Annotated in this window: 20 protein-coding genes; 10 read left to right on the top strand and 10 right to left on the bottom strand. The window is 63.1% G+C overall.

Annotated elements, in window-relative coordinates:
- Positions 1-82: 82 nt before the first annotated feature.
- The 4 genes from DVO78_RS06630 to dnaA form a co-directional block, all read right to left on the bottom strand.
- On the bottom strand, positions 83-772 hold the full coding sequence (locus DVO78_RS06630; protein ID WP_238385176.1) for a DciA family protein: 690 nt from the start codon (positions 770-772) through the stop codon (positions 83-85).
- Positions 769-1,989 (bottom strand): DNA replication/repair protein RecF, encoded by a 1,221-nt coding sequence (gene recF, locus DVO78_RS06625; protein ID WP_120004035.1) that lies wholly within the window; start codon positions 1,987-1,989, stop codon positions 769-771. Before recF ends, DVO78_RS06630 begins: the two co-directional genes overlap by 4 nt.
- Before the next feature lie 20 nt (positions 1,990-2,009).
- Positions 2,010-3,137 carry a DNA polymerase III subunit beta gene (gene dnaN, locus DVO78_RS06620; protein ID WP_120004034.1) on the bottom strand — a complete coding sequence of 376 codons (1,128 nt, stop codon included), beginning with the start codon at positions 3,135-3,137 and terminating at the stop codon, positions 2,010-2,012.
- A 538-nt stretch (positions 3,138-3,675) separates the two neighbouring features.
- Complete coding sequence (gene dnaA / locus DVO78_RS06615; protein ID WP_120004033.1) at positions 3,676-5,175, bottom strand: chromosomal replication initiator protein DnaA; 1,500 nt, start codon at positions 5,173-5,175, stop codon at positions 3,676-3,678.
- A gap of 227 nt (positions 5,176-5,402) precedes the next feature.
- On the opposite strand from dnaA, the gene rpmH reads away from it, so the two are divergent.
- From rpmH to DVO78_RS06575, 8 genes are all read left to right on the top strand, one after another.
- On the top strand, positions 5,403-5,540 hold the full coding sequence (rpmH, locus tag DVO78_RS06610; RefSeq protein WP_120004032.1) for a 50S ribosomal protein L34: 138 nt from the start codon (positions 5,403-5,405) through the stop codon (positions 5,538-5,540).
- An 87-nt stretch (positions 5,541-5,627) separates the two neighbouring features.
- Positions 5,628-6,002, top strand: coding sequence for a ribonuclease P protein component (rnpA, locus tag DVO78_RS06605; RefSeq protein ID WP_120004031.1), 375 nt, complete (start codon positions 5,628-5,630; stop codon positions 6,000-6,002).
- Positions 5,999-6,448: a membrane protein insertion efficiency factor YidD gene (yidD, locus tag DVO78_RS18235; protein WP_120004030.1), complete on the top strand. Its 450-nt coding sequence runs from the start codon at positions 5,999-6,001 to the stop codon at positions 6,446-6,448. Before rnpA ends, yidD begins: the two co-directional genes overlap by 4 nt.
- A gap of 102 nt (positions 6,449-6,550) precedes the next feature.
- A complete protein-coding gene (gene yidC / locus DVO78_RS06595; protein WP_120004029.1) occupies positions 6,551-7,564 on the top strand; it encodes a membrane protein insertase YidC in 1,014 nt (337 codons plus the stop codon).
- Positions 7,561-8,136 (top strand): Jag family protein, encoded by a 576-nt coding sequence (locus tag DVO78_RS06590; protein WP_120004028.1) that lies wholly within the window; start codon positions 7,561-7,563, stop codon positions 8,134-8,136. The genes yidC and DVO78_RS06590 overlap by 4 nt, the downstream gene beginning before the upstream one ends.
- 14 nt (positions 8,137-8,150) lie before the next feature.
- Positions 8,151-8,882, top strand: a complete 732-nt coding sequence (gene rsmG / locus DVO78_RS06585) for a 16S rRNA (guanine(527)-N(7))-methyltransferase RsmG (RefSeq protein WP_120004027.1) — start codon at positions 8,151-8,153, stop codon at positions 8,880-8,882.
- A 91-nt stretch (positions 8,883-8,973) separates the two neighbouring features.
- Positions 8,974-9,861: a ParA family protein gene (locus DVO78_RS06580; protein WP_120004026.1), complete on the top strand. Its 888-nt coding sequence runs from the start codon at positions 8,974-8,976 to the stop codon at positions 9,859-9,861.
- A 116-nt stretch (positions 9,862-9,977) separates the two neighbouring features.
- Entirely contained in the window at positions 9,978-11,222 is a 1,245-nt protein-coding gene (locus tag DVO78_RS06575) for a ParB/RepB/Spo0J family partition protein (RefSeq protein WP_120004025.1), read from the top strand.
- 291 nt (positions 11,223-11,513) lie between these two features.
- On the opposite strand, the gene trxA is transcribed toward DVO78_RS06575, so the two are convergent.
- From trxA to DVO78_RS06545, 5 genes are all read right to left on the bottom strand, one after another.
- Positions 11,514-11,840, bottom strand: coding sequence for a thioredoxin (trxA, locus tag DVO78_RS06565; protein ID WP_120004023.1), 327 nt, complete (start codon positions 11,838-11,840; stop codon positions 11,514-11,516).
- 46 nt (positions 11,841-11,886) lie between these two features.
- Entirely contained in the window at positions 11,887-12,906 is a 1,020-nt protein-coding gene (trxB, locus tag DVO78_RS06560; RefSeq protein WP_120004022.1) for a thioredoxin-disulfide reductase, read from the bottom strand.
- Positions 12,907-12,976: 70 nt separating this feature from the next.
- Positions 12,977-14,344 carry a hypothetical protein gene (locus DVO78_RS06555; RefSeq protein WP_120004021.1) on the bottom strand — a complete coding sequence of 456 codons (1,368 nt, stop codon included), beginning with the start codon at positions 14,342-14,344 and terminating at the stop codon, positions 12,977-12,979.
- Positions 14,345-14,418: 74 nt separating this feature from the next.
- Positions 14,419-16,215 carry a murein biosynthesis integral membrane protein MurJ gene (gene murJ / locus DVO78_RS06550; protein ID WP_120004020.1) on the bottom strand — a complete coding sequence of 599 codons (1,797 nt, stop codon included), beginning with the start codon at positions 16,213-16,215 and terminating at the stop codon, positions 14,419-14,421.
- A gap of 25 nt (positions 16,216-16,240) precedes the next feature.
- Positions 16,241-16,786 carry an NUDIX hydrolase gene (locus DVO78_RS06545; protein WP_420799063.1) on the bottom strand — a complete coding sequence of 182 codons (546 nt, stop codon included), beginning with the start codon at positions 16,784-16,786 and terminating at the stop codon, positions 16,241-16,243.
- 42 nt (positions 16,787-16,828) lie between these two features.
- Between DVO78_RS06545 and DVO78_RS06540 the strand changes: the two genes are divergently transcribed.
- A complete protein-coding gene (locus tag DVO78_RS06540) occupies positions 16,829-18,253 on the top strand; it encodes a CCA tRNA nucleotidyltransferase (protein ID WP_120004058.1) in 1,425 nt (474 codons plus the stop codon).
- A gap of 145 nt (positions 18,254-18,398) precedes the next feature.
- Complete coding sequence (locus tag DVO78_RS06535) at positions 18,399-18,722, top strand: DUF4333 domain-containing protein (protein ID WP_120004019.1); 324 nt, start codon at positions 18,399-18,401, stop codon at positions 18,720-18,722.
- Here the strand turns inward: DVO78_RS06535 and DVO78_RS06530 are convergent.
- A complete protein-coding gene (locus tag DVO78_RS06530; RefSeq protein ID WP_157983898.1) occupies positions 18,692-20,077 on the bottom strand; it encodes a glycosyltransferase family 87 protein in 1,386 nt (461 codons plus the stop codon). The two genes, DVO78_RS06535 and DVO78_RS06530, sit on opposite strands and share 31 nt — an antisense overlap.
- Between the last annotated feature and the right edge of the window lie 156 nt (positions 20,078-20,233).

Genomic DNA, 20,233 nt, shown 5'->3' with positions numbered 1-20,233 from the left:
GGATCATCTCCACGGCTGACGATGCGGTATATGGCGACTGAGCCGGTCCCGCCACCGGCCATCACCTCCTCAGCAAGTCCGGTCATCCATAGGTGTCACGGGGGCCGCGACCGCCGCGGACTGAATAGCGGCCCTTCTTCCAGTTCGGAGCCTGCGGGCCGCAGATGTCGATCTCGGTGACGATTCCCTTGCCCAGTTCCTGATCGAAGACCTCCATGATCTTGGGTTTCATCAGCTTGAGATTAGTGGCCCAGGCGGTGGAGTCGCACACCACCTGGACGGTGCCGTCTTCGAAGGTGGAGGGCCTGCAGTGCTCAGCGATGGCCTCGCCGACCAGTTGGTCCCAGCGGGTGATCACCGAACCGACGGCCACCGGGGCGGACCATCCACGGCTGCGCACCAGCGTTCTCAGCGTCTCACCGAGCGGTTTGGGGTCTCGCAGGTCAGGGCCGGGGCTGCCGCCCCGCCTGCTGCTCTCCTGGCGGGCCGACTGTGAGACCGTCCGGGGATCGGCGCTCAGTGAGGCGTTCTTCGGCGGACGGCGCAGTCTCCGGTCACCGCGTTCCTCAGCCGCCTTGCGGAAACGGTTGAACAGTACCTCGGCGGCATCGGGAAGATCTGCTGCTTGTCCCGCCGGCGGGGAAACCCCGCTTGGTCCCTGACGTGGCTCGCCCACACGCTGCGCGTCTGCACGGGTCCCAGACCTCAGGGGTCCGTCTCCGCCGGCTGCAGCGGCGCCGGCCTTCACACCTAAAGATTCATTGTCGGTCACTGCGTCTCACCGGGTTCCATCAGGGTGGCCTGACTGATCTGGTCAACAGACTCCACCCGGTAGGCATTGCTGAGCAAGGCCTCGGGAACATCGTCATCCACCGCAGCAGTGACCACCACCTGCTCAGCTCCGATGGCGAGCTCGGCGAGCCGGCGGCGGCGGCGCGCATCCAGCTCCGCGAAGACATCATCGAGGATCAAGATCGGCTCAGCGCCAGGCTCGGGGTCGTCATCGAGCATCACCCGGTAGCTGGCCAGCCGGAGTCCCAGCGCATACGACCACGTTTCCCCGTGGGAGGCGTAGCCCTTCACCGGGGTGGCGTCCAGGCTGAAGTGGACGTCGTCGCGGTGCGGGCCGATCAGGGTCATTCCGCGCTCCCGCTCGCGCTTGCGCACAGACTGCAGTCCCTGGTGGAGCTGTTCGGTGAGTTCCTCCGTCGTGGCCCCTTCCAAGGCGGAGACGTCAGTGGCCGGGTCCAAGGAGGTGTCTGCGCCGTCGTCGTCATCCTCATCATGGCCGGTCAGTGAGGACAGGTAGCGCATTCGTGCGGTGCGCACAGAGTCTGAGAGGTCCTGGTAGGCCTGGCTGAGATGCGGCCGCAGCGTTGCCAGCATATCCAGCCGGGCCCCCAGCAGCCGGCCGCCTGCCTGGGAGAGCTGGGTATCCCAGACCTCCAGGGTGGATTCATGGGTGGGGGTGAATCCTTCGTGACGGATGGACTTCAGCAGCGCGTTGCGCTGCCGCAGCACTTTGTCGTAGTCCTGCCGCAGCTGCCCCAGGGCCGGGCGCAGCTGGACGGCCAGCACGTCGAAGAGCCGCCGCCGCAGGGTGGGTGGGCCTTTGACCAGCTCCAGGTCCTCGGGGGCGAAGAGCACACTGCGCAGAATGCCCAGCATCTCGGTGGCCCGGACCGCGGACCCCCGGTTGATCCTGGCCCGGTTGGACTTCCCGGGGTTGATCTCCAGTTCCAAGAAGGCGCTCCGGGTTCCGCGGTGGGCCTGTGCCCGGATGATGGCCTGGGACTCCCCGTGCCGGATCAGTGGAGCGTCCTGGGGGACCCGGTGGGAGGAGAGGCTGCTCAGATATCCGATGGCCTCGGCAATATTGGTCTTTCCCACACCGTTGAACCCCAGCAGGACATTGGGGCCCGGCTGCAGCACCAGTTCGGTCTGCGCATAGCTGCGGAAATCCTGGAGAACGAGGTGGGAGAGCCGCACAGCAGTTCAGGGCCGGACTGTCATCGGTCCTGCAGGCGAACGGGCATCAGCAGGTAGCGGAAGTCGGTGGAGTTCTCCCCGTCCTCCTCTGCCTGTCCGGTGACCATGGCGGGTTTGGGGGCTGAGACGAAGCTGAAACGCAGGTAGTCGGTGTCGAAGACGCTCAGCCCCTCATTGAGGTAGGCGGGGTTGAATCCCACAGTGATCGGCTCGCCGGTCAGCTGAGCTGCCACCACTTCGGATGCCGAGGCGTTGTCGTCGACTCCGGCGTCCAGGGTCACGTAGTTCTCTTCGGTGAACTGCAGTCGGATGTAGCCGTTGCGCTCTGAGACCAGGGAGACGCGGCGGGCGGCCTCGATCAGTTCGGCGGTGTTGACCACCGCGTGGATCGGAGTCTCTTCCGGGAAGAGCTGCCGAATCTTGGGGTAATCGCCGTCGACCAGGGTGCTGGTGGTGCGCCGGCCCCCGGAGGAGAAGCCGACCAGGGCGTCGTCGTCGGAGATGGAGATGGCCAGGTCCCCTGCCCCGGCCAGGGACTTGGCCACCTCGTTGAGGGTTTTGGCCTTGATCTGCAGTGAGGTGGAGATGGAGGGGTCAGAAGGACGCCAGGTGATCTCCCGCATGGCCAGGCGGTACCGGTCGGTGGCGAAGAAGGTGATGGTCTCGCCTTCGATCTCCAGCTTGACCGCTGTCAGCAGCGGCAGGGTGTCATCTCGAGCGGCTGCCGAAATCACCTGAGAGACCGCTCGGGCGAACACCGACCCCTCGACCACACCGGAGACCTCCGGCTGAGCAGGTAAGTCAGGGTATTCGTCCACCGGCATGGTGGTGAGGGTGAAGGTGGAGGACTTACACGTCACCACCACTTTGGTCTCTTCCAGGGAAAAGGTCACCGGCGCATGGGGCAGTGATTTCACAATATCGTTGAGTAGCCTGCCGGAGACCAGCACTGTGCCCTGCTCGGCGACCTCTGCCTCGACGCTCAGCTGGGCAGAGACCTCATAGTCGAAGCTGGAGATGCTGACCTGCTGGGAGTCTGCAGTGATCAGCAGGCCGGAAAGCACCGGTGCAGGCGGGCGTGGTGAGAGTGAGCGGGCAGCCCAAGACACCGCCTCGGACAAAACGTCACGGTCTACGGTGAACTGCACTGTGGGACTCCCTCACATGTCAAGCGATTCGGCAGGTGTGTCTGAGGGATGAGCTTACCGTCTTCACCAGATATGCCGAAAGTCTCTGTCTGGACCACAACATCTTGGGCTGGAGGGGCAAGCTGTTGATTATGGAAGAAGCATATGGATTAAAGAACAGAAGTGGTAGTAACAGGTGTGGATTCTGTGGATAACCATGCCGATCCCGGTGCCTGTGGCGATCTGCCTGTGTAGTTAGCGGTGAAGTGCGCCCGGTGCCGCTGTGAACTACACGGGGAGGATTTTCGGGTGCTGTGCAATGGTTTCCCCAGGAATCCGGGAGTTATGCACAGGAATGGTGGTCTGTTCACCGGATTTTCCACTGGTTTATCCACAGGTGTGTGACCGTGATCCGCTGTTCTGCACCACTGCCTGTGGATATGTGGGTAAAACTGTGGATTACCTTAGTGTCAACTCGTCCGGTGGGCGCTGATCCTGCGGAACTACATCAGTGTGAGATGTGTATGAGGGCATTCTCCACAGGTGTGACCGGTGGGGTCTATCTGCCCTGTTTGATCTTGTTGGTCAGTTCGGTGACCTGGTTGAAGACCGCTCGGCGTTCCGCCATGAGTTCGCGGATTTTTCGTTCGGCGTAGATCACGGTGGTGTGGTCGCGGCCGCCGAGCTCCTGGCCGATCTTCGGCAGTGACATCTCGGTCAGTTCACGCAGCAGATACATCGCGATCTGCCGTGCGGTGACCAGGTTTCGGCTGCGCGACTTCGACATCAGGTCCTCGACGGTGAAGTCGTAGTAGTCGGCGGTGGCGTTGATGATCTGCTGAGCGGTGATCTCCTTGGCGTGATCATCGGAGATCAGGTCGCGCATGACCTGTTCGGCCAGCAGAAGGTTGACTTCCTGCTTGTTGAGCGCGGCGTAGGCGGTGACTCTGATCAGCGCGCCCTCCAGCTCACGGATGTTGGTGGAGATCTTGGAGCCGATGTACTCCAGGACATCATCGGGGCAGGAGAAGTTCTCGGCGTTGGCCTTCTTGCGCAGGATTGCGATGCGGGTCTCCAGGTCTGGGGGCTGAATGTCGGTGATCAGCCCCCATTCAAACCGTGAACGCAGCCGCTCTTCGAACCCGGAGAGCTGTTTGGGCGGTTCATCGGAGGTGATGACCACCTGCTTGTTGTTGTTGTACAGCGTGTTGAAGGTGTGGAAGAACTCCTCCACGGTCCGCTCTTTGTCCGCCAGGAACTGGATATCGTCCAGCAGCAGGATGTCGACGTTTCGGTAGAGGTGCTTGAAGCTGGCTCCCTCGTCATCACGGATGGAGTTGATGAAGTCATTGGTGAACTCCTCTGAGTTCACATACCGGACTCTGATGCCGGAGTAGAGCCGTTGGGCGTAGTGGCCGATGGCGTGCAGTAAGTGGGTCTTGCCCAGTCCTGAATCGCCGTAGATGAAGAGTGGATTGTATGCCTTCGCCGGTGCCTCGGCCACGGCGTTGGCTGCGGCATGGGCAAAGCGGTTCGAGGAGCCGATGACGAAAGTGTCGAAGGTGTAGCGCGGATTCAGGCGCGAGGTTTCGAAGTTCCCGGTATGCGGTGAGGTGGTCCCATCAGGGGTGAAGGCCATCGGCACCGCCGGGCTCACCGGCTGCGGGGAGGTCTCAGGTGTCCCTGCGGTGTAGGCGGTGGGCATCTGAGTGGGGTGGTGCGCCCGGACGGGGTCGGTGGAGACCGGACTGGTGCCGTCGTCCTTCTCACGCTGTGCCTTCGCCAACTCCGGGTCGATCACATAGGCGCAGAGGATGTCTTTGCCGAAGACGGTGTGCAGTGCGTGGGAGAGTTCCGCCTGGAGTGTGGAGTGCAGAAGCTGTCTGACTCGCTCATGGGGGACGGCCAGCAGAAGGGTGTCGCCGATCAGCTGGTCAGATTGGGGGACTGCGCGGGCCACATCGGCGAGTTTCAGGCCGGTGATCCCGTGGTTTTCTCTCAGCTCAGTGAGAACCTGCTGCCATTGGGTGGAGACGGAGGATTCGGAATCGGCGGACACGCTGCTGCTTCCTCTGGTGGCTGGTGGACGGGCAAACCTGTCCAGACAGTATTCCACAAGAACTGTGGATAAGTTCTGTGAATTCTGGGGAATCACCTACAGTGCCGCCGTCAATTTGACCGCTGTATGGTAATGGGACTAACGTTGACCAGTCGCCAAGGGCATGGCGCATCCACGCGCGCCCAAAATGGCCAACCAGACTTCAACCATTATCTTGGGAGTACACAGTGAGCAAGCGGACTTTCCAGCCGAGCAACCGCCGCCGTAGCCGCAAGCACGGCTTCCGATCACGCATGCGCACCCGCGCCGGCCGGTCGATCATCTCCACCCGCCGCCGCAGCGGACGCAAGAAGCTGTCTGCCTGAGCGCAGCAGGTACGACGACGGCCCGCAGCCTTGGTTGCGGGCCATTGTTGTTTCTGCGGCTCCGCCCAGAGAGCTTGAGTGACCCCTATGCTGCCTGCACCCCACCGGCTGACCTCGGCACAGGACTTCTCTGCTGTGATGGGGCGGAGACTGCGTGCCGGCAGTGCGACCGTGGTGGTCAACGTTCGCCTGGTCTCGCACTCGACTGGACCCCGCTGGCGCTGCGGATTCATCGTGTCCAAAGCTGTGGGCAATGCCGTGGTGCGGCACAGGACCACCCGCAGACTGCGTCATATTGTGGCTGACCTGATGCGCAGTCGGGCCGTAGAACTGCCTGAGGGCTTCGCCGCGGATATGGTGATACGCGCCCTGCCCCAAGCGCCTGCAGCCGACCACACCGTGCTGTATGCGGATGTGGAATCATCTCTGCGCCGGGCGTTGGCCAAGGCTGTGCGCCCATGACATGGATCCGCCACAGCGATTTTTACCTTGAGGAATTCCTCAGCGCATCTCCACCACCGCCGGAAGACTCCGCCGCCTCAGGAACCCGGGGAGGCCACGGGGTCTCCCCGTCTCCGGAACAAGCACGGAACTACTGGCACTGGTGGCGGAGGGCGCCGTCGTACCCGCTGATCTGGTTCATCCTCTTCTGGCGGAAGATGATCTCCCCGCTCTACGGGGAGGTCTGCGGGTTCTACCCGAGCTGTTCTGCCTACGGGCTCGAAGCAGTCACCGTCCACGGACTGGTCAGGGGCAGCGTGCTGACCGGGTGGCGCATCCTGCGCTGCAACCCCTTCACCGGCGGGGGAGTTGATCACATTCCCGCCTCCTCACGGGTCTGGCCGGAGCAGGAGCTGCCACCGATCGTGAAACTGAACCATCCGCCGATTCCGCGTGATCCAGACTGATCAAGTACCCTGAAGGTTGGTTTTCTCACACTCCACGCGTTCGGCACACAACATTCCCTGCAGACAAGGGGCTCGGCGCCGAACCTGACCCCTGAGAGAGTAATGGCTTTCCTCGACACAATCATGTGGCCCTTCAGCTGGGCGGTGTCCTTCATCCTCAGCCTGTGGCACAACGTGCTGGGCCTGCTGGGCCTGCCCGAAGAGTCCGGCCTGAACTGGGCTCTGTCCATCGTTCTGCTGGTGCTGGTGATCCGGATCATCCTGATCCCGCTGTTCGTCCGTCAGATCAAGTCCCAGCGCGGAATGCAGATTGTCCAGCCTGAGCTGCAGAAGCTCCAGGCCAAGTACAAGGGCAAGAAGGATCCGGTCTCACGGCAGGCGATGGTCTCTGAACAGCAGGCGCTGTTCAAGAAGCATAAGGTCAACCCGTTCATGACCTGTCTGCCCATCCTGGCGCAGATGCCGATCTTCTTGGCGCTGTTCTGGTGTCTGAACCGGATCGGCGGCGGCATCGGATGGGGAACCACCGACACCGACTACCAGGCCGAGGGTTATTTTGCCCTGTCCCCGTCCGAGGTGGTCAGCTTCGCCGAATCACGGCTCCTCAGTGTGGGCATGCCCGATACCTTCCTCGGTGCGGTCCAGGGAGATCCGGGCCTGATGGGCGGCACCGTCGCAGTGATCGCACTGACGGCGACCATGATCGTTCTGATGGTCAGCACGCAGTTCTTCACCCAGAAGCAGCTGATGTCGAAGAACATGTCCGAGGCCGCCCTGCAGGGGCAGTTCGCCCAGACTCAGAAGATGATGCTCTATGTGCTGCCGCTGGTCTTCGTCTTCGGCGGTGTGTACTTCCCGGTCGGGGTGCTGATCTACTGGACCGCCACCAACTTCTGGACCATGGGTCAGCAGTGGTGGGTCATCAGGAACAACCCCACCCCGGGATCGCTGGCTGAGAAGGAGCTGAACCTGCGCCGGGCGGCCAAGGGGCTTCCGCCGGTGGGCGAGGATGCCCGTAAGGCCCGCGAGGAGGCTGCGAAGCCCAAGGGCGAGCACAAGGGTCAGACCTCCCAGCCCAAGAAGAAGAAAAAGAAGAAGAAAAAGGGACAACGATGAACGAACAGACCACCTCAGAACAGATCGTTGAAGACGGTGCGCAGACCGTGGATCCCGATGCTGACCAGCACCTTGACCTGCAGGAGAAAGGGCACGACGCCGCCGCTGACTCAGGTGCCGATGAGGGTGATGTGGCGGCGGACTACCTTGAAGAGTTATTGGACATTGTGGATCTCGACGGTGATATCGAGATTGAGATCCGTGGTGAGAGGACCTTCATCTCCATCCAGGCAGAGGACGGCGGTGAGGAGCTGCAGGAACTGGTTGGGCCCCGGGGTGAAGTCCTGGATGCTCTCCAGGAGCTGACCCGGCTTGCTGTTCTGACTGCCACGGGTGACCGGACTCGGTTGGTGCTGGATATCAACGGTCACCGTGCTGCCCGTCATGAGGAGCTCAAGCAGCTGGCGCAGACTGCCGTGGCGAAGGTCAGGGAGACTGATGAAGAGGTCCATCTGGATCCGATGACGGCCTATGAGCGTAAGATCGTCCACGATTTCGTCGCCGAGGTGGGTCTTGTCTCCGAATCGGAGGGCGAAGGCAAGCGCCGCCACGTCGTCGTCTCTGGCGAATAGACGGCAGCCGTGACATGAGCGACTCAGTGCCAGATCCGGCGGCCGGGGAAGCCGGTCACCCTGATGATCAGCAGCGCCTGCCCGTCACCGCTGATGTCGTTGAGGGAGAGGCGGTGCCTGCGCTGAACGACGCGGAGCGTCAGGCAGCTGATGTCCTTTTCGGAGATCGACTGCGGCAGGCGGTGAAGTACGTTGAGCACCTTTGCACCACAGGGATCAGCCATGGCCTGCTGGGTCCCCGGGAGGTGCCACGGATCTGGGGACGGCATGTTCTCAACTGCGCCGTGCTGGGCCCGGAGTTGCCCGCAGGCGGCACAGTGGCGGATGTGGGTTCTGGGGCCGGCCTGCCGGGGCTCGCTCTGGCCCTGGTCCGCGACGATGTGGAGTTCACCCTGATCGAGCCCATGGAGCGTCGGGTGGAGTGGCTGGACACCGTGGTCAGGGATGTGGGGATCAGCAATGTGAGAGTGATCCGCGCCCGTGCCGAAGAGGTGGGTGATGAGGTGTTGGCGGATGTGGTGACTGCCCGGGCTGTGTCAGCTCTGAAGAAGCTGATACCCATGACATTTCCACTTCTGGACGACGAGAGCGAGCTGCTCTTCCTCAAGGGACGTTCCGCTGGAGCGGAGATCGAGGCGGCGCAGAAGGTCCTCAGGCGTTTTAGGCTGAACCCGCCGGAGATTCAGCTGCTCGGGGAGGAGATTCTGGAAGAGCCCACCACTGTGGTGCGGATTCGCCGCCAGTGAGAGTGTGCGGCCGCCGCTGAACGTGCGCCCGCTTCGGGAGACCTCTCTGCGCGTGACTCAAGAATCTCCGACTAAGGGTTAGTGTTGTCCTATGACTGAATCTCTGTCTGACTCCCCGCTGGCCGCTCAGGTGAAGGACGAGCAGCAGCGCCGGAAGAAGCTCTCTGAACTGTCCTTGGAGAGGCCCCCGGAGACACGGATCATCACTGTCTCTAATCAAAAGGGCGGAGTGGGTAAGACGACGTCGACGGTCAATCTGGCCGCGGCGTTGGCAGACCACGGATTCAACGTGTTGGTGGTGGACATCGATCCGCAGGGCAATGCCTCCACCGGCCTGGGTGTCCCCCATTCGGCAGAGACGGACTCCATCTACGACGTGCTGATCGATGATCTGACACTCGCAGATGTGGTGGCTGACTGTCCGGACATTGACGGGCTCTCCGTGATTCCGGCGACCATCCACCTTGCTGGTGCGGAGATTGAGCTGGTTTCGCTGGTGGCCAGGGAACAGCGGCTCCAGCGTGCGCTTGAAGAGTATATGCGGTACCGGGAGCATCAGGAGATGGAGCGTCTGGACTATGTCTTCATTGACTGTCCCCCAAGCCTCGGCCTGCTGACCGTCAATGCTTTTGTGGCGGCCAAGGAGGTTCTCATTCCCATTCAGTGTGAGTATTACGCCTTGGAGGGACTGAGTCAGCTGCTCAACAACATCAACATGATCCAGAAGCATCTCAATCCGGTCCTGAGGGTCTCGACGATCCTGCTGACGATGTACGACGCCCGCACGAATCTGGCTGCTCAGGTCGTCGAAGAGGTCAAACAGCACTTCCCCGATGAGGTGCTGGAGTCAAAGATTCCGCGCAGCGTCCGTATTGCGGAGGCCCCGAGCTATCAGCAGTCGGTCATCACCTATGATCGCTCCTCGACCGGGGCGCTATCTTATCTGGAGGCGGCCGCTGAGTTGGTCCGGCGATCTTAGACTCTGCGGTGCTCTCCGTCTTCGCGGTTTCACGTGAAACCTCGGGACCGGACAGTGTTCTCAGCTCTCGGCTCTACAATTGATGACAATGTGTTGTGAACCGTGGAAGGACTGCTGTGTCGGAGCGTAAGAAGCGTGGACTTGGCCGCGGCCTGGGAGCATTGATCAACAGCGACGCCGAGGAAAACCCTGTCGCGGGAGCTGCAGTTCACGCGGTTCCGCCTGTCGAACCAGCGGTTGAGGCCGAACCGGTGGACGTTTCACGTGAAACGGGAGGTATCGAGCGACCGATCGATGTCTTCTTTTCCGCTAAATCACACTTGGCCACCCAGCGCGTTTCACGTGAAACCACAGCCGACTCCGCGGCGACCGCTGGAAGAGCACCAAGAAGCTCGACGACTCCCAGGCGCGGTCACGGAACTCGGCGGGCAGAGATGCCAGATGTTCTGGGCGTACGGGAGCCGAGGCAGGTCGGGCGCAGAAGCTCAGGCACCGTTGCTGAGGATCAAGTGGTTTCACGTGAAACACCCCCGGCATCATCCCCAGGTGCTGAATTCCTGGATGTTCCCGTAGGACTGATTCGGCCTAACCCGAAACAACCCCGTGAGGTCTTTGACGAGGACGATATGGCCGAACTCGTCCATTCTGTCCGGGAGATAGGTGTCCTGCAGCCCATTGTCGTGCGCCCTGTGGAGTCCAACCAGTTCGAGCTCATCATGGGTGAGCGACGGTGGAGAGCCTCGAAGGCGGCAGGGCGTGAGACCATCCCCGCCGTGGTCCGACATACTGCAGATACGAATCTGCTGAGAGACGCCCTTCTAGAAAACATCCACCGGTCACAGTTGAATCCTTTGGAAGAGGCTGCGGCATACCAGCAGCTGCTGGACGATTTCGGCATCAGCCAGGAGCAGCTGGCACAACGCATCGGCCGTTCTCGCCCGCAGATCTCCAATACCTTGCGCTTGATGAGGCTCCCGGCGGCCGTGCAGCGCAGGGTGGCGGCAGGGGTGCTGTCCTCCGGGCACGCTCGTGCATTGCTGGGTCTGGAGAGTGAGTCTCAGATGGAAGACCTTGCTCAGCGGATTGTCGCAGAAGGCCTGTCGGTGCGCGGTGCCGAGGAGCAGGCCACACTGATCAAGAGGGGAGAGGAGAAGACCAGCGTTTCACGTGAAACGAATCGCCTTCCCTCAGCGAGCCGGGTTCAGGAACTGGACGAGTACGCCGAAGCGCTCACCGATCGCTTGGACACGCAGGTGAAGATCAGTCTTGGCGCGAAGAAGGGCCGGATCGCCATCGACTTCGCCTCCCTCGACGACCTCGAGCGGATCTTGGAACAGATGGGTGCGTATGTGGGGCGTTGAGGTGGGTCTTTAGGTGTGATGGCCGGCGCCTCTGCAGCCGGCCGAGGCGGACCCCTGACCTCGGGGACCCGTGCAGACGCGCAGCGTGTGGGCGGGCCAGGTCAGGGACTGGGCGGGTTTCCCCGCCAGCGGGAGTGCAGAGCACAGATGGGTGCGTATGTGCAGCGGTGAGGTGGTTCTTTCAGGTGTGATGGTCAGCGGCTCTGCCGTTGGGTGCTCGCCCCAGATGCAGAACGCCCCTGTGACCAGATCATCGGCCACAGGGGCGTTTCACGTGAAACGGGACTCAGATTAGGCCAGCAGGTCGGAGAATTCCTGTTCGAGGGCTGGCTTGGGCTTGGCGCCGATGGATGTTTGAACCTTCTCTCCGCCTTTGAAGGCGAAAACTGCGGGGATGGAGGTGATGCCGTACTTTGCGGCGGTCCCGGGGTTCTCATCGACGTTGACCTTCACGACCTCGATCTTGTCCGCATATTCTGCGGCAAGCTTTTCCAGCTCTGGAGTCAGTGCGCGGCACGGCCCGCACCACTCGGCCCAGAAATCGACCAGGACAGGTTTGCTGGCATTGAGCACATCGGCTTCGAAGCTTGCATCGGTGACTGCTTTGAGATCGGACATGGCGCCCGCTCCTTTCGGAAACTGTTGAGGTTAGTGCTGACGTTGTTCAGACTGCTGCCGGTTGTGGTGTCGGATCGGTGGACCGGTGCTGCGCCGCGGTGGTCTCCTTGGCATCGGAGTCGGCGGTATCGGCCAAGTACTCTTCGACATCGAGGGCGGCCACACAACCGGATCCGGCGGCTGTGACGGCTTGCCGGTAGTGGGGGTCGAGGACATCACCGGCTGCGAAGACCCCCGGCAGGCTTGTCTTGGATGTCCTGCCCTGAACCTGCACGGTGTCGTCGCTGGTCAGCTGAAGCTGATCGCGGAAGAGCTCCACGCGCGGGTCATGACCAATAGCAACAAACAGACCTGTCACCTCAAGAGTGGACTCCGTGCCGTCCACCGTGCTGCGCAGGCCCAGCTGACTGACCTTATCCGCACCGTGGACACTGGTGACCTCGGTGTTCCAGATGAAGTCGATCTTCTCGTGCGCTTTTGCCCGGTCAGCCATGATCTGGGAGGCACGCAGCTCATCACGGCGGTGAACCACATAGACCTTGGCGGCGAACTTGGTGAGGAAGAGTGCCTCCTCCATCGCAGAGTCGCCACCGCCGACCACGGCAATGACCTGATCACGGAAGAAGAAACCATCACAGGTGGCACACCAGGAGACCCCATGCCCGGAGAGTGCCTTCTCACCAGGCACGCCCAGCTCACGGTAGGCAGAGCCGGTCGCCAGGATCACCGCCCGGGCATGCAGAACACCCCCTGAGCCAAGAGTGATCTCCTTGATGGGAGAATCGAGGGTCAGCTCAGTGGCGTCCTCATGCCGAATGTCAGCGCCGAACCGTCTGGCCTGAGCCTCCATGTTCATCATCAGATCTGGACCTTGGATCCCCTCAGGGAACCCGGGGAAGTTCTCCACCTCGGTGGTGTTCATCAACTCGCCGCCGGCGGTGACCGAACCGGCCAGCACAATAGGGTTCAGGTTCGCCCGGGCGGTGTAGATCGCAGCAGTGTATCCGGCTGGACCCGAGCCAATGATGATGACGTCGTGAACCTGGTCTGGGGTCTGGTCAGTCACAGTAAGTTCTTCCTCAGGGTATCGATGGCTTTCGATGTGTCGAACATTGTGGGGGCACCGGATATTCCGTTCAGCCGGTGAGGACAACGAAGACGACAATGGCAGCTGCGAGGATCAGCACCCCAAGAGTGCTGATGGCAATCCAACGGCCCAAGGTCACGCTGGTGTGCTGATCACGCTCAGCACCAGTGCCGCTGGATGTGTGAGAGTCATCAGCGGCGGGGAACGCCGTCGGTGTTCGTGAGGGAACCGCACTGATCAGACTGGTGAAGCTGCTTGGTTCCTGCCACATGGCCGCACCTGCTCCGGAGTCTAGCGGCTCAACCTGAGGAGTCGGTGGGTGCCCGGCGGCCTCCGGAGCCGAGGTCTCCGGGACAGCGGCCCGGTCATAGAACGCATCAGGTTCAGACGGTGGATCATCGACCACCTCTTCGCCCTCGGCCAGCAGTTCATCGCTCTTCACCGGGGCATGGGAACGAGGTCCGCCGCCTACGGTCACAGTGGGGAGCGGAGCAGACGGCGCACTCTCCACCAAGGGACCTCCGGGCAGTGAGGCTCCGAAGACATCGGCTGCCGGTTCCTCTGAGGTCCGGGGTGGAGCTGCCTCAGGGGTGAAGCCCGGCGCTTCCTGACGTGGCCGGCGTGAGCGCTCGGCGTCAACACGGGTCCCGGACGCCAGTGGTTCGCCGGCGGCTGGTCCAGGTGCCAGCGGGGTTCCCCCGCCGCCGGGACGAAAGCTGATCGCTTCAATCGGGTCTTCTTCGCTGTCTGCGGCGGGGTTGGCCTCCACCTCATCGAAGTCGCTGCGCAGAGAGAAACTGACATGAGCAATCTCCTGAGAGATGCTGAGTCCGTGGGCGTTGCCCGCCGACTCCAGCTCAGACTCGAGCTCCTCCTGGGTATAGGAGGGCTCATCGGTGGACGCGGTCCGCCGGTGGCCGGGTGTTACTTTGTCCAAGAAGGCCGGGCGGCGGGCGCGTCGTCGCTGCTGGGGTTCCCCTCCGGCCAGTCCGCCGAGCCGGGCGTAGTACTCGGCGTCGTCGTCATAGGTCTGGGGCGCTATCTCACGGGACTGACCGAAGAGCTCCGAGCCCAGAGAGTCGGTGTAATAGGGCTCCACGTAGGGCGCGGTGTCCGGGACCACCAGATCCAGCAGCTGATTGGGGTCGACCATGGTGGAGATCAGGAAGGTGCGGTCCTCTGCCAGGCCGAGGTCCAGCACCTCGACCTGTGAGTGGCGGGCGCCGGCGGCCAACTCTTTGGCGGAGGTGGCGACCTGCTTGGCATTGGCCCGGGAGGCCAGCAGGACCGACACCTGACGTCCGAGGACCTGATCGGTGGCCTGGAAGACGATGTCCTGATCCGCCGAGGTCACCACGTGGTGGGTGATCCGATAGCGGCCGCCGACCACATCACCGATGCCGAACGGCTGGGGCACGAGCTGTTCCTCCCAAAATGCTATGAGTCTCTGACGGCTAAGCCTACCGGCCAGACCTGAGGACTGCGCAGTGCCTACGGGGCGAGCCTGGCCAGTGCGGGGATCCGGCGGGAGACCGGCTCCATGAACTCACCGAACTCACGGACCTTGGCCGCCCGCAGCACCACCAGGTACACCAGGCCCATCACCGTGACCACGCCGAGGCAGCTCACCGCCGCAGTGCCGATGGAGTTCCAGGCGAAGCCCCAGGTGAACCCGCCCAGCAGTGCCAGGACCAGGAACCCGGCACAGCCGGCGGCCACTGCGGCGTACCCGGAGCTGATATAGGCGTGCAGCACGCTGGAGAGTCCGTAATCGCCCCATCGGCGTACAGCGATGAGATGGAAGATCACGCTGCGGGCGATGTTCAAGGCGCTGAACAGGGTGACCACCACATAGGCCAGGTAGTGATCAGGCAGAAACACCGCAGAGGTATAGGTGATGGCCAGCCCGATCGGCGCCAGAAGCAGGGTCACCACCATGGGAGTCTTGGCATCCTCTGCTGCGTAGAAGGTCCGCATCAGGTAGAACTGGGCGGAGCGGAAGGGCAGCCCGACCGCATAGATGAGGACCAGCTGACCGATGGCCGCACCGCCGAGCATAGCCTCTGCAGAGGTCCCGCTGAACAGCCGGCCGATCGGCCCGGCCAGCACCACGAACACCACGGTGGAGAACATGATGGGAATGGCGAAGATCCGCAGGCCCCGGTTCAGGGTCCAGCGCGCAGTCACGATGTCATCAGCCTGCATGGCTGCGGTGAGCTGATTGAACAGCACTGTGGCCAGGGAGAGGACGAAGACCGAATGCGGCAGCAGAATGACCAGCTCGGCGATGTTTACAGCGGTCTCACCGGGCACAGCTGCACCCTCCTCCATCTGCTCCCGGGCAGCAGTGGCACCTGAGACCAGGCGCATATGCAGCAGAGTGGAGAAGTTCCCGGCCATCATGGTGATCAGCGTCCACAGGGCGATGGTGCCGGTCTGACCCAGTCCCAGACCGCGGAAGCCGAACGCTGGCCTGAGCCGGATGTCCAGCTTGGACAGCGGCCACAGCAGCAGAGCCGCCTGCAGGATGACCCCCAGGGTGTGGCCGCCGGCAAGGATCACCGTCTGACTGGTGGTCCACTCCGCTGCCTGGTTTTCGTCTGCGGAGTACGCGCCGAAGGTGATGATGTAGACCAGAATGAAGCCGATGGCGATCACATTGTTCAGCACCGGGGCCCACATGTACCAGCCGAACTTCGCATTCGCGTTGAGGATCTGTCCGATGACCGCATAGAGCCCGTAGAAGAAGATCTGCGGCAGGGTCCACAGGGCGAAGGCGGTGCCCAGTGCCAGCTGAGCCTCCGACCAGTTGTAGGTCAGGGCCACGATGATCGGGTACGCGGCTGCGGTGACCACCAGTGTGGCCGCCCCCAGCACCACCACGGTCAGGGTCAGCAGCCGGGAGGTGTACTCGGCTCCGCGGTCTGGGGCTTTCGCCGCCTTGATCAGCTGCGGGACCAGCACCACGTTGAACATGCCCCCGGCCAGCAGCACGTAGATGATGTTCGGGATCGAGTTCGCCTTCTCGAACACATCGGCCATGGTGGAGGTCGCAGCCAGAGCCACCCCCAGCAGGGCTGCCCGGACGAATCCCAGCACCCGGGAGACCATGGTGCCTGCGGCCATCAGCGCTGATGCCGCGGCCATGCCGGAGGTGGGGACATGGGCAGGGACTGCGGGTGTGGCGGGTTCTGCAGCCGGCGCCGTCGTCCCCTGCTCCACGGTGGGAGCCGGGGTGGCGGCTGCGCCCCGGTGACGCGGTCGGTAGGGGGAAGGTGTAGGGGTCATCGGTGGTGACTTTATCGCGCCCGGCTTACAGCGAGTCCTGGATGACCTGTTGTGCCGTCTGGACGATCCGCCGTTCATTGGGGAAGGAGAGAATCCGGTCGAGCTCATCCAGATTCACCCAGGCCACGTCCACCGCCTCATGGTCGGGATCCTTCTCGATGGTCAGTTCACCGCCCACGGCTTCCAGCAGAAAGTGGTGGACTGTCTTGTGCACCCGGTGAGTGGGTACGGTGAACCAGTACTCGATGCTGCCCAGATCAGTGAGGATGGAGCCGGCGATCCCGGTCTCCTCCTCGACCTCGCGGACCGCAGCCTCCTGGTAGGTCTCATTCCCCTCGGGATGTCCCTTGGGCAGGCACCATTCCAGCCGACCGCCCCGGTTGTAGCGGGCGATGATGGCCACATCGAAGCCCTTGGAGGCGGGGGTGATGACGACGCCGCCGGCACTGACCTCCTCCACTGTGGGCAGGTGGCCATTGGCCCGCCCGGAGAAGGAGCCGCTGGCACGGCGAGCACCCATTGACACCGTCAACGGGGTGCGCCGCTCGCCGTCGGCTCCTGCATTGGTCATGTACCTACTTTAACTGTGGTCTGTGCAAAACTGTTCAGCGTGATGGTTTCACTTCCCCAAGGATTCCCCGCCGGGGCCGAACTGCCTGAGGTCGTCGTCGAGCTCGGCGAGGTGTTTTCCCGCGCTGGATATGACCTCTCGCTGGTCGGCGGACCGGTGCGTGACCTGTTCCTGGGGCGGGTCTCTCCCGACCTGGACTTCACCACTGATGCCACCCCGGATCAGATCGTGGCGGCGGTGGACGGCTGGGCGGATGCGCACTGGGACATCGGCCGGGCGTTCGGGACTATCGGTATCCGGCGGGGCGGCCAGACCCTGGAGGTGACCACCTACCGGTCCGAGGCCTATGACCCCGCGTCACGAAAACCGCAGGTGCAGTTCGGCATTTCATTGGAGGAAGACCTGGTCCGCCGGGATTTCACGGTCAACGCCATGGCCCTGCGCCTGCCCGGCTTCACACTGGTGGATCCCCACGGTGGAGTGCGGGACCTGCACAGCGGCCTGCTGCGCACCCCGGCTACGCCTGAGGAGAGCTTCAGCGACGATCCGCTGCGGATGATGCGTGCGGCACGGTTCGCCTCTCAGCTGCAGCTCACCGTGGCCGATGAGGTCCGTGCGGCGATGACCGGCATGGCGCAGAGGCTGCGGATCATCTCCGCGGAGCGCATTCAGGCAGAGCTGGTGAAGCTGATCTGCGGGGCCGATCCGCGTGCCGGGGTCGACATCATGGTGGAGACCGGCCTGGCCGAGATGGTGCTGCCGGAGGTGCCGGCGCTCAAGCTCACCGATGACGAGCACCACCGGCATAAGGATGTCTACCAGCACTCGCTGCAGGTCATGGAGCAGGCAGCCGGGCTGGAGACCGATCCGGGGGGGCCGGTGCCGGGTCCAGACTTCATCCTGCGGTTTGCAGCACTGATGCATGATGTGGGCAAACCGAAGACTCGCCGTTTCGAGTCCGGCGGCGGGGTCAGCTTCCGGCACCATGACGTGGTCGGGGCCAAGCTGACCCGCAAGCGCATGCAGGCGCTGAAGTTCGACAAGGAGAGTATCCGGGCCGTCTCTCACCTGGTGGAGCTGCATATGCGGTTCTACGGCTACGGGGACCAGGGATGGACGGATTCGGCGGTCCGTCGGTACGTCACCGACGCCGGGGACCAGCTGGAGCGGCTGCACCGGCTGACCCGCTCTGATGTCACCACCCGCAACCGGAAGAAGGCTGCGCGGCTGGCCCGGGCCTATGACGATCTGGAGGCACGGATCGCCGAACTGCGGGAGCAGGAGGAGCTCAACAAGATCCGTCCGCATCTGGACGGCCAGCAGATCATGGAGATCCTGGAGATCCCTCCAGGTCCGCAGGTGGGCAAGGCGTACTCGTTCCTGCTGGAGCACCGGATGCAGCATGGTCCCGTCGAGTACGACGACGCCGCCGCCCTCCTGAGGCAGTGGGCCGCGGAGAACCTGTGAGGCACTGAACGCCCGGCCCTGCTTATGCACTGTCCACCGACGCAGTGATCAGTGTATGCCCAGTTGACCTCCAGAATAATTCGATGAGGTGGTGACGTCGCTGAAAGACAGCGGCACGGCAGCTGAGACAAAGAGGGAGTACACGATGCACACCCGGACCCGCGCCACGATCACGTTGACCGCCCTCTCCGGCCTGGCTCTGACCGCCTGCGGAGGCAGCTGGTCGCAGTCAGAGGTCGAGGATGAGGTGGCATCCGCCTTCGACGAGCAGTTTCCGGAGGACGCACCCCATGAGGTGGACTGCCCCGGCAGCATGGAGGCCGAGCAGGACGAGCAGATGACCTGTGATTTCACTGACGCCCATGGGGCGGGTGCGGTCGAGGTGCGGATCATAGATGTCGACGGCAGCGATATCGAATACGAGGCGGTCGAAGTGGACTACGAGCCCACCGCTGACGGCTCGGACTGAGGCCGGTAGAGGTCCCGGATGACCATGGCGCAGATATAGAGCGTGGAGGCCACGTGGCCGAACACTGCGGCGACATAGAGATTCTCGTCGAACAGGTGCTGCGGTTCCGAGGCGCTGATTTGCGCGGCCAGATGCATCCAGATCGCCCAGAAGTGCAGAATCTGGAACCCGTGCCAGATCAGCACATCGCGCATCTTCAGCCCGGCCAGTGCGATCAGCGGCACCAGCCAGATCATGAACTGCGGCGAATACACCTTGTTGAACACTAAGAAGGCCGCCACGATCAGCAGCAGCAGCTGCACCAGGCCAGGACGCTGCGGAGCGGTCAGCCCGATCAGCAGCACAGCCAGGCAGCTGGCGGCGAACATGAGGAAGCTCCAGGTGGAGACGGTCTCAGCGCTCAACGGGGACCCGGTCAGCACACCCCAGACCTGCCAGATGGAGGACCATCCGGCACCGCGATCAGCGGAGAACACGTAGAACTCCGCCCAGGCGTCGAAGCTGATCAGCATCACCGGGACGTTCAGCGCCGCCCAGGTCAGTGCCCCGGCTGCGGTGAGCCGTGCGAAGTCTGCCCACCGGAGGCCCGGGCCGGATTCAGGCCTCCACTGCTGGCGCAGTGCCAGGGTGAACACCGCGCCCAGCAGGAAGAGCGGATAGAGCTTGACGGAGACGCCGACGCCGACCAGCACTCCGGCCAGCCACCACTGCCGGCGCAGACAGAACAGCACGGCGAGTCCGAGCGCTGCGGCGGCGAAGATATCCCAGTTGATCCCGACGCCCAGGATGATCGCCGGGGACAGCGCGACGATCGCCGCCCTCCAGGGGCAGGCCCCGGCGGCCTTCATCACCGCCAGGGTGAGCACGAACCAGCTCAGCGCACCCAGCAGGAAGGTCAGATCCCAGTACAGCAGCCCAGTGCGTTCACCCCAGTAGTCCAGCGCAGTACCGCCGAAGACAGCATCTGCCCCGTAAGTGGCGGCCGCCAGGGCGGAGGCCAGGAACATGGTCAGTGCCGGATACTCGAAACTCGAATAGCTCTCCAGAAAGGGCGCCCACGGGTGCTGCGCGAAATCCCGGGAACCCCAGAGCGCGGCGACATCGGAGTAGCAGCCCCAGTGGTAGACGCCCGTGCCGCCCCAGCCGTTGATCCGGCAGTACTGCGAGCTCAGCACCGCCAGCAGGACCCCCAGGGTTGTCAGCGCGGTCAAGATCCGGGGGATGGTCCAGAACCCTCGGCGCGGGGTGGCCAGCCTGCTGCCGGCCGGGCCTCCCCACCGATCTGAGAGATGACGGACCAACGGATCGGTTGCCCCAGGCATGCCACCAGTACAGGGGCGGTCGTTCTCGGTCACCTTTCCACTCTATGATGGATAGGTTGCATTCTTTGAAGGAGACGTTCAGTGGCAGAGAGTCCAGTCCGTGTGGCTTTGGTGGGGGTTGGCAATTGTGCTGCTTCCCTGGTTCAGGGGGTCGAGTACTACAAGGATGCCCCGGAGGACCAGGAGGTC

Source organism: Nesterenkonia muleiensis, assembly GCF_003600155.1.
In the GTDB taxonomy this organism is placed as follows: Bacteria; Actinomycetota; Actinomycetes; order Actinomycetales; family Micrococcaceae; genus Nesterenkonia; species Nesterenkonia muleiensis.
This window is presented reverse-complemented; position numbering and strand designations above follow the sequence as displayed.

Bases quoted from the DNA above. Each gene is read 5' to 3' on its own strand.
- DVO78_RS06540 (WP_120004058.1), top strand. From the start codon at position 16,829: ATGGTTTCACTTCCCCAAGGATTCCCCGCCGGGGCCGAACTGCCTGAG.
- rsmG (WP_120004027.1), top strand. From the start codon at position 8,151: ATGAGCGACTCAGTGCCAGATCCGGCGGCCGGGGAAGCCGGTCACCCT.
- DVO78_RS06580 (WP_120004026.1), top strand. From the start codon at position 8,974: ATGACTGAATCTCTGTCTGACTCCCCGCTGGCCGCTCAGGTGAAGGAC.
- yidC (WP_120004029.1), top strand. From the start codon at position 6,551: ATGGCTTTCCTCGACACAATCATGTGGCCCTTCAGCTGGGCGGTGTCC.
- trxA (WP_120004023.1), bottom strand. From the start codon at position 11,840: ATGTCCGATCTCAAAGCAGTCACCGATGCAAGCTTCGAAGCCGATGTG.
- yidD (WP_120004030.1), top strand. From the start codon at position 5,999: ATGACATGGATCCGCCACAGCGATTTTTACCTTGAGGAATTCCTCAGC.
- DVO78_RS06545 (WP_420799063.1), bottom strand. From the start codon at position 16,786: ATGACCAATGCAGGAGCCGACGGCGAGCGGCGCACCCCGTTGACGGTG.
- DVO78_RS06590 (WP_120004028.1), top strand. From the start codon at position 7,561: ATGAACGAACAGACCACCTCAGAACAGATCGTTGAAGACGGTGCGCAG.
- DVO78_RS06535 (WP_120004019.1), top strand. From the start codon at position 18,399: ATGCACACCCGGACCCGCGCCACGATCACGTTGACCGCCCTCTCCGGC.
- murJ (WP_120004020.1), bottom strand. From the start codon at position 16,215: ATGACCCCTACACCTTCCCCCTACCGACCGCGTCACCGGGGCGCAGCC.
- rnpA (WP_120004031.1), top strand. From the start codon at position 5,628: ATGCTGCCTGCACCCCACCGGCTGACCTCGGCACAGGACTTCTCTGCT.